Annotated in this window: 7 protein-coding genes and 1 pseudogene; 1 reads left to right on the forward strand and 7 read right to left on the reverse strand. The window is 63.4% G+C overall.

What is annotated here, in order from left to right; all coding sequences use genetic code 11:
* From BMX96_RS18815 to BMX96_RS18835, 6 genes and pseudogenes are all read right to left on the reverse strand, one after another.
* Nucleotides 1–234, reverse strand: a pseudogene (locus BMX96_RS18815) (IS256 family transposase); the annotation flags it as partial.
* A 59-nt stretch (nt 235–293) separates the two neighbouring features.
* The gene (locus BMX96_RS18820; protein ID WP_091846891.1) at nt 294–1,973 is read right to left on the reverse strand and encodes an AAA family ATPase; all 1,680 of its coding nucleotides are present in this window, start codon (nt 1,971–1,973) and stop codon (nt 294–296) included.
* A 106-nt stretch (nt 1,974–2,079) separates the two neighbouring features.
* The gene (locus tag BMX96_RS20025; protein WP_236737151.1) at nt 2,080–5,697 is read right to left on the reverse strand and encodes an AAA domain-containing protein; all 3,618 of its coding nucleotides are present in this window, start codon (nt 5,695–5,697) and stop codon (nt 2,080–2,082) included.
* Between the two features lie 114 nt (nt 5,698–5,811).
* The gene (locus BMX96_RS20030; RefSeq protein ID WP_236737152.1) at nt 5,812–8,358 is read right to left on the reverse strand and encodes a DUF4011 domain-containing protein; all 2,547 of its coding nucleotides are present in this window, start codon (nt 8,356–8,358) and stop codon (nt 5,812–5,814) included.
* A 130-nt stretch (nt 8,359–8,488) separates the two neighbouring features.
* The gene (locus BMX96_RS18830) at nt 8,489–9,742 is read right to left on the reverse strand and encodes a hypothetical protein (protein ID WP_091846892.1); all 1,254 of its coding nucleotides are present in this window, start codon (nt 9,740–9,742) and stop codon (nt 8,489–8,491) included.
* 183 nt (nt 9,743–9,925) lie between these two features.
* Nucleotides 9,926–10,750 (reverse strand): hypothetical protein, encoded by an 825-nt coding sequence (locus BMX96_RS18835; protein ID WP_139210153.1) that lies wholly within the window; start codon nt 10,748–10,750, stop codon nt 9,926–9,928.
* Nucleotides 10,751–10,827: 77 nt separating this feature from the next.
* Here BMX96_RS18835 and BMX96_RS18840 point away from each other — a divergent pair, with 77 nt between their 5' ends.
* Entirely contained in the window at nt 10,828–11,535 is a 708-nt protein-coding gene (locus BMX96_RS18840) for a hypothetical protein (protein ID WP_139210154.1), read from the forward strand.
* Here BMX96_RS18840 and BMX96_RS18845 read toward each other — a convergent pair.
* Nucleotides 11,532–11,735 (reverse strand): hypothetical protein, encoded by a 204-nt coding sequence (locus tag BMX96_RS18845; RefSeq protein ID WP_236737153.1) that lies wholly within the window; start codon nt 11,733–11,735, stop codon nt 11,532–11,534. The genes BMX96_RS18840 and BMX96_RS18845 overlap by 4 nt on opposite strands.
* Nucleotides 11,736–11,847: the final 112 nt, after the last annotated feature.

Below are 11,847 nucleotides of genomic sequence, written 5' to 3' on the forward strand. Positions count from 1 at the left end.
CGTCTCGGTGCCAAAGGTGCCGGTGAGCTGTCGCTTCCGGTGACCGTGGCGATAGCCTTTTGCCGGGCCGTCCCCACGACGGTAGCGAAGCCGGCCGAGGAAGCTGGCCAGCTCCTCTTCGAACACGGCTTCGATGGTCGCGCGCACGTTGGCTCGAAGCCGCTCTTCGATCAGATCGAACCCGGCCTCTTCGGCCAGTAGCGCAAAGCTCGCGGTGTCGGTAATCTGGTTCATGGCGTGATCTCCCTGGCGGTTGCCGCCGCCGGTTGGGTGGGTGTCAGTTCACCCGGAGATTACGCCGCCCTCGAATTTCCACCACCTCCGCGACACGACCTCGCCAAGTCGTCCCTGGTGGCCGCCGCGTCCTTCTCGTGGTCGAGCAGGACAAGCACGTTAAGGTTCTCGGAGGCCAAAAGCGCCGCCATGCACGGGATCTTCTGCGCTCCGCCCGCAGGCGTGATCGTCAGGCCAGGGTCGAGGCCTTGCCTACCTTTGGAAATGAGGAATTCCGATGCCGCAGAAAGAATCCAGAAGTCAGTCACGCCTTCGACGATCAGGTTGCTGCCGCCCAGGAAAAGGCTCTGCGACAAGTCGTATCCGAGGGCGGCCTGGAGTGGGAATAGGGTTCTGCGATCGCCGGTAGGGTCGTTCGTGACGGTCGTCCCGTCCTCTTCGGAGATGTTGACCGTCCTGACCCAGTCCAAGTGTTTGGTCGGCACCATGAACGGCGAATGCGTCGTGTAGAGGATCTGGTTCTCAAAGTCGTCCTCGAGGTGGGTAAGCAGATCTCCTTGCGACTTCGCATGCAGGAAGAGGCCAGGCTCGTCGAGAAGGAGGATCGCCGTGTCCTTGTCGCCCCCATCGGTGTCGGCAGCGAAGGCAGTGTAAAATCCGAAGAACCAGCGGAAGCCGCGGCTGCGCTCATCGAGGTTCACGTCCACGTCGAAGGTGTGGGTCGTATCGGAGACGAAGGTGTGGATGTCGCTACCGTCGAGGTTGAAGCGCACCTTCACCCCGCGGTCGGTCCACCGCTTCTGTAGCTCTGCTGAGACAACGGAACTGGCGCGGTTCGCCAGCTGGTTGCGCTGCTCCGTGTCCTTGTTCTGGAGTTCCTGAATCTCGGCGGGTTTCAAGCCAGCGACCTTGCAGAGCTTTTCGAAGTTTTCATCTGCGGGCTCCATCGAGCCCTCAGCCTTGCGCTTGAGGAACTGCGGTATGTTCTGGTGGCCTGGGATTTCCGGGTAGTCATCCAAGTAGACAAAGACTGGAAGGTTCTGTTCGATCCATTGGATGGCCTTGGCACGGGCCTCGTCGTCGCCGGCGATCGTGCGCGCATCTTTCTGGATCGCGGAGAGATGCCCTTCCTGCGTCTCGGTGAGCTCCTGGTCAGCCTTGGCCAGTTCTGTCTCGAGAGTGTCAACGGCGGACAGGGCAGCTTTCGCCCAAGCCTCAGCATCCTCTTGAGGGCTCGCCGCGGACTTGAATGCCTCACCGGCGGCCTCGAGGGCCGATTTTGCCTCAGCCTCCTCCACCTTGGAGGCTGCCGCCTTCACGGCGGCGACAACTTTCTGGACCGACTTCTCGATCTGGTCCGGATCGAACGGAAGGGCATCGCGCGGGATATCGATCAGTCGCTTGGCATCATACTGGCGCGTGACCTTGATTGGTTCTGAAGGCCGCGATCGCTGCCAAATTTTCGAGAGGTGCGACTGCTCCCATGTTTCGAGGTGCCATGTAGTGATCGCAACGGGCGTGCTGCCCTTACATTCCTCAAGTCGCCTGTTCCGGGGGAAATCCTTGACCTCGTTCAACGGCTGCATGCCGCCGGCAGGGTTCACATGGCTCAGAGCGCGCAAGAGGTTCGACTTGCCACTTTCGTTTCGCCCCAAGAGGGCCGTGATCCGCGATGCGGAGATTTCACCGCTGTCCTGGATGGAGCGGTAGTTCTTGATCCGGAACGTGAAGAGCTGCATGGCGGAACCTCGGTAATGATGAACATTCTAAAGGGGATATCGGGCTGAAGCGACGCACTTTGACCGTGGAACTGATGCTCACGGCAATATCGGTCCGACATATGAGTTATGCATCGAGCCTCACGAGTGTGTTTGCGAGCGCATGCTCGGCGACGAAACGCATCGCGTGTCCCGCCTCGATCTTCTTGAGCGCAGCCTCGATCTTGGTGCCGTAATGGGTCGTTTTCCAGTGGCGCGATGCGGTGTTGGAGACCACCACATAGTCGGTCTCGTCGGTCACCGTGTTCTTGAGCATGCCGCCGCGGCGCGCGATCTCGTCGCCGATGAGGGAGCGAGGGCCCATGCTCATCTTGCCGGTGAGCACGAAGACTTTCCCCTCAAGGTCGATCGCTCCTGAATCGGTGATCGGGTCGGTGGGCGAGAGAACGCCACCGATGTTGGCGATGCCCGTGTCTGCATGCCCGTCGGTCACCAGCTCAGCAATCCACTCGCGGATCTCCTCGGCCTCCTCCTCGTCGAGCACGGCATCAGCGAGGGCCTTGTCCACCGCCCAGCGCAGGTGCGCAAAGATTGGTGACTGTGCGAGTGTCGGGTCGGAATGGAAGCGCGCATGGATCTTGCGGGCTTCCGTGGAAGTGATCCGGCCGTCGCAGATGATGCCGGAGCAGAACCCGAGGAAGGTGTTGATGACGTCCTTTTCGGCGGCGAGTTCGGGATCGGCAAGGCTTTCGCGGAGCGCGTCGCACTGGATCGAGATCGCGGTCATTAGGTCGCCGTCGGCGTCCTCGAGGGCTTTCGCCAGCATATCCGTGACCTGGCTCTCTCCGGCATCGCCGAAGAAGGCGTCTATTTCGCGGGCCTCGGCAAAGAGTGCGTCGGACTCGCCCTCCTCGATCCCGTCGGAGGCCGCGACGCCTTCGAGGAACCCGAGCCAGTAGAAGCCCCGCTTGCGCGTCGTGGCCGTGCGGTTGAAGCAGTCGTAGGCTTGGTCCTCGCGCCATTGCTCGATGCGAGCCAGGGCCTGCTCTGACAGGGAGGCCTTGGGGCCCTTCTCGACCTCGGCCGTATCCGGGGAGGTGAATGTCGGCGCAGCCTCTTCGAAGAGCCGGCCTTGGCGTGCGTCAGCCGGGTCCGTTTTCGCGGCGGCCTTCTTGGCCTCAGCCTCTTCTGCCGCTTCCGCTTTTGCGGCAGCCTCCGCCTCTGCGGCGCGCGCCGCGGCCTCCTCGGCCGCCCTGCGGGCCCGCTCGACGGCCTCGGCACGGGCTCGCTGGCGTTCCGCCTCCTCGGTCTTCGCGCGCACCAGCGCGGCGTCAAGCGCGGCTCGCAGCTTTTCGATCTGCCCGCGCGGATCACGGAACCAATCGGTCGACCAGATCCGGTGGAAGTGCCAGCCGAGGCCCTCGAGGACCTGTTGGCGCAGCCGATCGCGATCGCGGCTCGAGCGCGCGCTGTGATAGGGCGCGCCGTCGCATTCCACCGCGAGGATGAAGCCGTAGGGCCAGTCTGGGTGGCGCACGCCGATGTCGATCTTGAAGCCCGAGGCACCCACTTGTGGCACGGCCTCGTAGCCCGCCGCCTCTATCTGGGAGATCACGAAATCCTCGAACGGGCTGTCGGTTTCGCCGCGCTCGACCTGGATGTCGCCGAGTTGGCCGGTTCGCGAGAACTCGAGCCAGGCGCGCAGCATCTGCACTCCGTAGGCCTTTCCGTCCGCTTGGATGTCGGTGGGCACCATCGAGGAGTAGGTGACGATCTTCTCCTTGGCGCGCGAGAAGAGCACATTGAGGCGGCGGTGACCGTGCACCGAGTTGACCGGGCCGAACCGCTGGTAGGTCTTACCGGTCTCTGGGTCGGGTCCGTAGAGCGTCGAGATCATTATCACGTCGCGCTCGTCGCCTTGGATCGTCTCGAGGTTCTTGACGAAGAACTCCTCGAGCCCGTCGTCCTTTTCCGCCCAGCGCTCGATATATGCTTCGACATGCGGGTTGCGGGCGCGCTCGCGCTCGAACTCGGTGACGATGAGCTCAGTCTGGTCCTTGTTCATGGTCGCAAGACCCAGCGAACGCTCCGGGTGATCGCGCATGTGCTGGATGGCCCCGGCCACGATGGCGCGGGCTTCGGGGATGTTACGGCCCTTGCGATACTCGCCCTCGACCTTGACGAGCTCGACGCCGAGCTCCGGATCACCGTCGCGGGCGGCCGGGAAGATCGTCAGCTGTCCGTCATAGACCATCTTGTTGGAGATCGCGATGAGGTTGGGATGGCGCGAGCGGTAGTGCCAGCGCAGCTGGCGCACTGGCGTGAAGGTCGTGTTCGCCATGTCGAGGATACTCTCGCTGTCGGTGCGGACATCCTCGTCCTCGTCGGCATCGTCGAGCACCTTCGAGAAGAAGTTGGTGGGCGGCAGCTGCTTGGTGTCGCCGACGATCACGACCTGGCGGGCGCGCATGAGCGCGCCCAGCGCGTTCTCCGGTGTCATCTGCGAGGCTTCGTCGATCACCACGAGATCGAAGGTGAAGTTCCCATGCAGATACTGGGCCACGGCAAGCGGCGACATCATCCAGCAGGGCTTGAGGTCGAGCAGGGCGGCACCGGCGCGGGCCGTGAGGTCGCGCGCGCTGACACGGTTTCGCATCAGCTGCATCTGGTGATTGATAAGCCCCATTTCGGTGTAGCTGGACACGCGGCCCTTGTTGTTGCCGGCGGGTGGATGACTGTTCTCGATCAGCTCCTCGCGGATCGCGAGGCGCGACAGGTTCGTAAGTTCGCGGTCGATCCGCGCGATGTCGCGCCGAAGGCGATCAAGGTCGGCGCCGTCGTAGGTATCGAGCGTGCGTCCAAAGCGCGCCTGCACATGGTCCGTGAGGCTGCGCGCGTAGATCGCCTCGACGATCTCGGGCAGGTGCGCGCGATGGGAGTGACCGTCCTCGCTCTGCACCCAATCTGTAAGAGGTTGGAGGCCCCGGGCTTCGAGGGCGGCGAGCGCGCGTAGAAGGCGCGCTTGGTCGACAAGCCCTTCGGAACGGCGCGCGGCATCCTGGAGGTCGGGCACTCGATGGGCGAGAGCGTGCAGAGCCAATTCCGCGTCGTCGGTTTCCGAACAGGGCAGAGCGATCTCGCCCGCGACCGCGGTAGCTTCCTTGGCGAGCTCCGCATGACACGCGAATACTCGGTCCGCCTCCTCGATGAGGGACGCGTCGGCGCCGCGACGCATGAGGCTGATACCCGCGCGCGGTTGCGGCAGCTGGGCGATGGCCTCGGCCAGCAGGATGGCGGAGCGGATCGCGTCGGTGGACTCGATCCCGGCGAGAAGCTCGGCGGCGCGCGAACGGCCCGCGGCCTGGTGCGCCTCGGCGCGCTGTGCACGCGCGGTGCGTGCCTGTTCGATCAACGCGGCGTCGAGCGAGGACCGCTCCTTGAAAGACAGACAGAGGGTGGAGGCCACCTCGCGCTCGCTGCGCGCCGCGTCGAGTTGCTCTTCCGCGGAGGATAGCTGAGCCACGAGGCCTGTCAACGACGTGGGCGGCATGTCGGCCTCGGCCACGAGGTCGCGGAGGGACTGGAGAGGGCCGGTCTCGAGCGCGTAGCGCAGGCGGTCGTCGCCCTGCGAAAGCTGCCCCACGGTTTCGTGGAAGGCTGCCAGCGCATCGAGGAGCTCGGGGTCGCTGTCCACGCCTTTGAAGAATGTGCCGAGCTGAGTGGAGAGCCGCGTGTCGGCGGCCAAAGCATCGCGCTTCTCCGCCCACCGGGCATAGTCGCGCAGCGCAGACGCGGCCGCCGGGCGCCCGGCTTTCGTGTCTCCACCCAGCGTCTCGCTGTAAAGCGCCCAGGCGGCCCTTTAGCGCCCCGAGAGGAACCGGAAGAGGCCGGCCGCGTCGATCGCATCGGCGGCGGCTTTCAGATCGGTGGGTGAGTGGGTTCCGGCGCGCGGCAGGCGCTGGCGAATCGTGTCGCGCTCTCTCGCGAGGGCGCGCTGGCTGGCGGCCGCTTCACGGGCGGTCGCAGGCACGAGGCGCGCCTCATCGGCCAGCCGGCGATCGAGCACAGGCTGTGGTGCGCTGAGCAGGCGTTGGGCATCGAGCCGAAGGTCTGACAATGTCAGCCCCTCATCCTCGGAAATCTTCGCCCAGCGCGCGGGCAGTGCGGTCGCAAGATCGCGCTGGTGGCCAAGCGTGTCGCGCTGGGCGCCGAGTTGCTCGATCTCCACAGCCATGGCGGCTGGATCGATCGTCCCCTTCTGGCGCCCGGCCATCTCCGCGGCCGATGCGATGGTTGCATCCACATCATCCGCGTCCGGTTCGGACAGGATCTCGGCGAGCTCCTTGTCCGCGGCTTGGGCAGCATCACGGGCCTCGCATACATCATGGGCGGCGCGGCGCATCTCTGTGTCGAGGAGGCGGTCGACCAGATCGGCATCGGCTTCAGGATTTCCGACGATAGCGGCCAGCGCTGCCCGAGTCGGTGCGGCACGGGCGAGCACCGGGTCTTCGGGCAGATAGGGGCGAAGCGGGCTGTCCTCGGCATCGGCGCGGAACGCTTCGATGGCGCGCGCGAGCGCGGCGAGGTCCGTAGCGATGTCCTCGGCCTCGTCGGCGCGCAGCGGCGCCTTACGGGCTTCCCGCCAGAGCGTGGCGATCCGGTCGGCCTCGTCGAGCCGGTCGACGACCATGCGGGCGTCGCCGTCGATCTCGGTCCGGGTTTCCTTGTCGAGGGACTCGGGGGCGGCAATCCGCAGGCGTCGAATGTCGCGCGGCAGGCCATCTATGTGCGAGGCTGTCGAGATCGCGCGTCCAACGGCTTCGTGCACGGTCAGTCCGCATGCGTCGAGTTTGGTGGCGAGGGTGTCGAGATAGGCCTGCATCTCCGAGCGTCGCCGCGTGAGCGCCTCGTGACGGGACCGGTGCGCTTCGGCCGACCCGGCGGGCGGCCGCTCCATCCCCAAACGGTCTTCCAGGCTCTGAAAGACGGCGTCGCGCGAACCGCGGCCGGCTTGCAGCGGCAGGATGAACTCGCCGAGGCCCGCAGAGTCGAGGCGGTTGCGCACAACGTCGAGTGCGGTCAGCTTCTCGGCCACGAACAAGACCTTCTTTCCGTCCGCCATCGCCGACGCGATTAGATTGACGATGGTCTGGCTCTTACCCGACCCGGGAGGGCCTTCGATCGCCACGTTAGTCCCGTTGGCGACATCCACGAGAGAAGAGAACTGGGAGGCATCCGCATCCATGACAAGGCGCGGCACCCGCGTCTCCACCTCCGGGTCGTCGGTGTCATAGACCTCGGCATAACTGGTACCGTCTCCTCCAACGGAGGAGAGCATGGTTTCGATCAGTGGGCTCTCGACCACGTGGCCGTTGTCCGGATCGAGGTCGCGATACATGGCGATGCGAGAAGAGGGGAAGACACCGACCAGCGCTTCGCGGCGCACGGACCAGTGCCAGCCCGAGGGTGCGAGATCAGCCACAGCTTCGAGGTATTCCTCCACGGAGCCCTCTTCATAGGGCGGCAGCTCCAGGCCGAACTGCGCGCTGAGCGTCTGAGCGAGTGTCGTGTTCAGGCCGAGCTCGTTCTCGCCGCAGATGTGATATTCGGCCCCGGCCGGCGCTTTTTGCCGGGACATCCGGACTTCGAGCAGAAGCAGGGGCGAGCGCGCTGGCGTTCGCGATGAGCCGGGCTCATTCCATTCCAGGATACCGAAGACCGCGTGGAGCACGTTGACGCCGGTCTCGCGCTCGAAGGCGTGGCCACGGTCGTGAAGCGAGCGACCGACCCGGTCGAGTCGCTCGGGCAGCAGCAGTGTCTGGATGTCCGCGTCGTCGTGGCGCCCGTCTTCGGGGCTCTCGCTCCGCTCGGGCAGAATGTAGTCCGGAGAGATGCCGTGGTTTCGCGCATGCGCGGCCAGCGACGGGTTCTCCTCTGTCTGTCTTTCGGGCAGGCCAAGTTCCGCCCGCACCCGGTCCTTGAGCGCCCGCTCGAGGTCGAGCTCCTTCTGGGCGTAGTCGGAATCGGTCGGATCAAGCGCGGCCGAGTCCGCGAGATGCTTCTCGTCGGTAGCGCGGGCAATCTCGAGCGCGTCGAGGAATTCGTCAGTCTGTTCGTCGGGCAGCGGCTCGTCGATTGGCGGCAGGGCCACCAGCCGCATCGGGCGCTGGTTGTGAAGCCGCTCGGCCAGCACATCGGGCAACTCGTCAACGAAGCGAATTAGACTCGACGAGTTCTGGCGGAACGGGACCTGGATGAGTGGATTGCGGCGCGAACTGTCGAGGAGACGCGCCCGCAGATGCTGGATGCGGGATCGAACGATCTCGCCGATGCCCTGAGCTTTGCTGTCGCGGTTTTCTGCGGCGGCATCTTCTGCGGCGTCTTCGGCGAAATGGTTCTCGGTCATGATCCCTCCTGGTCTCTGAATAATGGATATTGGCCAGAGGCCTGATTGCCAAAAGAAAAGGCTGATTCATTGACAATATGGGGTGCGATTACATTGGTGAATGACAGAGGCGAGCCGGCGTTTTTGCTGCCTACCTCTGATAGGCGCTGATCACGCCAGAGGTGGCCCGACGCCCGGCGGCACGGCTTTTCGGCCAACACCATGAGCTGGACTGCACATAGGAGACCGCGCGGCATTGGGCATATTCAAGGCAAATCTGCTTGCAGCGCGCAAAGCTGATCCCGCGGATGCCGTCGGTGGTGAGGTCGCTGCCGAGGAAGTCGGTGCCGGGGAGCTCGACCATGCTCGGGCGGGCCGGTTGCGGCGTCTGTGCGAAGGGACATCCACGGACGAGTTCGGCCAGCCGCTCGTCGCGGAGGGTCTGCTGGAAGCCGAAGAAGATGTCGCCGCTCGGCGCAACGACACGTGCCCCAATTTCCCGCGCTGTCGCGACGGCCACGGCGAGGTGCGGTGGGATTTCGAAGACGATCCGTCCGCGCATGTTGCTGCGCTCGACGACATCCCATGACCGAACTGGATGCCAGGTGTCGTCGATCGCGATCTCGAACGCGTCGTAGGCGGCGAGTGCCGGCTCGTGGAGATCGGCCACGCCTGCCGTTCCGGCGTCGGTGCAGAAGAGAGTGAGAAAGCTGTCCCCGGTGATGGCGATCTGGCTCAGGCGCAGCGCTATGTCGCCGTTGACGTTTATGTATTCGGCGCGCTCATCGTAGATGCCATTCGTGACGACGCGCCAGGCTTCGAGATCTCGTTGAGGCACCCACAGGATGTCGTCATGCTCGATTACGGAGATCGCCTCGAACAGATCCGGTTCGACGCGGTGGGAGCGAAGATATTCCGAGAGGATGCCCGAGAGCGCCTGCCCGAGGGCCGCGCCCTGCTGACCGTCGAGATCGCTGTCGTATAGGCCGAACTGATGAATGCCGATACGCGCCCCCTCGGGGAGGTAGCGATAGTCGGCAGCGAGATAGGCATAGACGCAGGCGCTTGCGCAAACGGCGTTGGGCAGATCGGAGGAGCCCACTTGGGCGGAGACGATCGCGGGGATGTCGGCAATGAAGCCGCCGAGCTCCAGGCTTTCCATGAGAGAGCCGCCGGGGCTGTCGAACATGAAGAGCACGTCGCGGACATCGCTGGTGTCGGCCGCTTCGAGAGCCGTTCTCAACTTCTCGGTGTCGCCGGCGACGATCTCCCCGATTGCGGTGATGTGGAGGGTGGGCTCTCGTATCGGCCTGAGGTCGAGACGTTCAATGGAAAATTCCATTGCTGCGAGGCCGCCCGGCAAGAGGGAGAGGATAAAAACGATAAACTGGATTGCACTGCGCAAGAATTTCCCTCCGAGAAGGGCTCGGGTGCCAAGGATTGATCGGCCACCGCCCGAGCGGATTACTTTAACCTTTAGTGCCTGTAAGGCCGAAGGTCGACGATCGCAGATCCCTCCGGCGCTGATGCCAATCTAAAAGATCAGACCAGCGTTTTGGGACGTCCAGCAGCATCTACCTGGGCTTTTTTAACCACCGCTGAGACGATGGATGGACAACTCGCCATACTTCCCCGCGTCCTCCGAGAACGCTGCGATCGCTACTGACTGCAACCCGAGGTCTCTAACAAGCTCGGACAGTTCCGCGATCGACTCCTCCCAAGTGTCGGGGACGATAAGGAAGGCATGATGATGCGCGCGTGCTCGCAACGCAGCCATGGAAAGGATTTCGATGAGATACCTACGATGGCGCTTGCTGCGGTGCGCTTTGCACTCGATTGCCGCGGCAATCTTCCCATCACGCAAGACGGAGAAATCTGACGGCACCAAGGTATCCCTTGGACTTCTCACTACCTCGACATCGTTGCCGAGTTCGAGCGCTGCGGGGGTCTGGCGAAGGAACCGATAGACCTTCTCTTCGAACGCTTGGGCACGCTTAACCCGCTCATGGGCCGTGACGCCCCGTCCTCCCCCTGCGGCCTGCACATGCTCAAGCGCCTTGCGAAGGTCTCCGCGAGAGACCTCGCCAGAGAAAAATCTTGGCGTCAGCCTCTGGGCTAAGTCACTGGAAAGAATTGAGATCTGCGAGAGTGTCAGGACGCCAGTCATGGGAATGTCCGGATTTTCGTGTTCGAGCGCTTCCGGCGCATTCCGTTTCATCCAATTTACAGCTGCAAGAGGGTTCCTGAGGCTTGAGGGATCGACGCCGCGCAGCTTTGCCACGTGTGCAAGCACCTGGCTGCGATCTTCGAAACCAAACCGGGAAGGGTCGTCCAGCGAGGCGGAGAGCGCCTTTCCGAAGCCGATCCAGTTCCGGATCTTTGCGAGTGCCTCAAGGCTCGGATCTGATGTCATGGATGGAAGATAGCAAAAATGACTCACGGAAACAGCAGGATAATGTTTAGTATTACTAACGAATCAGGGTGTATGGCATGAAAATGGACCGGAAATCGCATCCGGTCGCGCGGAATGTTCAGAAGCGTGGGCAACTCAAGAAAGCTCATTATACTTCTGCTGGCGGCGCGCATCTGATGCAGCTGGAGAGCCGCTTGGAGGCGAGCGGAGCTATTGTCATGGGGCTCGATCCCAGGGTCCGGTCGCTCCGTCCGCAGCCCATGACCTTCGATCTCGCGACGGGACGAAACTATCACAGCGTTGACGCTCTTCAGCAAGCTGAGCGGCTCTACGGGTTTCGCGCAGTGAAATACACACCCGATTTCGAGGTGTGCCTGGGGAACTCCAAAGTGCTGGTCGAGGTCAAGCACCGCGAGTTGATCACCCTGAACCCAAAGATCCTCAGCTACCCGGAGATACTGGCGCGCTATGGCTATCGCCTCATCATCATCGACGATGTCTTCCTTGGGGAAACCTACGTTCAGAACCTACGGCTCTTAAACACTGCTCGCTGCACGAGAGCACCCGCCAAGAGCGACTCCGAGATGGTGGCATTCTGTGGCGCGGGAAAACCCTACGGCGACTTCAAGGCAGCGGGATTCAACGAGGCAAGTTTGCTGCGTGCCATCGCGGCGGGGCTACTCACCTGCGATGTGCGTTCGGCTCGCATCAATCACGACACGCTGATCTTCGCCACAGGAGACACAAGCGCACACCTGAAGGAGTTGCCCCTTGTCTGCCGCTAAGCTCGCCGCTCTTCATGGATGGCGTAGTTCGTGCCGACGCCGTTTCCGTCGGCGACCATCAGGATGATGTTGGTGGCTGGGTTTGTGTTCATCTGGCGGTCGATGATGGCCTGGATGGCCTCTTGACCGGCGGTGAACCATTCCGACGACGCTTGCGGCAGGTCATCCTGCGCAATTGCACCGGTGGCGACAAGCGCCATGACCGACGCGGCAAGATATGGCTTCAAAGACATTGGAGGCCCCTCTGGTTTCCGTGCGGCACGCTTAGGGGGCTGCCGTGACGATCACGCATCAGATTTGTATCAGGTGCGT

Source organism: Palleronia pelagia, assembly GCF_900110115.1.
GTDB lineage: Bacteria > Pseudomonadota > Alphaproteobacteria > Rhodobacterales > Rhodobacteraceae > Palleronia > Palleronia pelagia.

Excerpts from the sequence above, each read along its gene's own strand:
- BMX96_RS18820 (WP_091846891.1), bottom strand. The coding sequence starts at position 1,973 with ATGCAGCTCTTCACGTTCCGGATCAAGAACTACCGCTCCATCCAGGAC.
- BMX96_RS20030 (WP_236737152.1), bottom strand. The coding sequence starts at position 8,358 with ATGACCGAGAACCATTTCGCCGAAGACGCCGCAGAAGATGCCGCCGCA.
- BMX96_RS18835 (WP_139210153.1), bottom strand. The coding sequence starts at position 10,750 with ATGACATCAGATCCGAGCCTTGAGGCACTCGCAAAGATCCGGAACTGG.
- BMX96_RS18840 (WP_139210154.1), top strand. The coding sequence starts at position 10,828 with ATGAAAATGGACCGGAAATCGCATCCGGTCGCGCGGAATGTTCAGAAG.
- BMX96_RS18845 (WP_236737153.1), bottom strand. The coding sequence starts at position 11,735 with ATGGCGCTTGTCGCCACCGGTGCAATTGCGCAGGATGACCTGCCGCAA.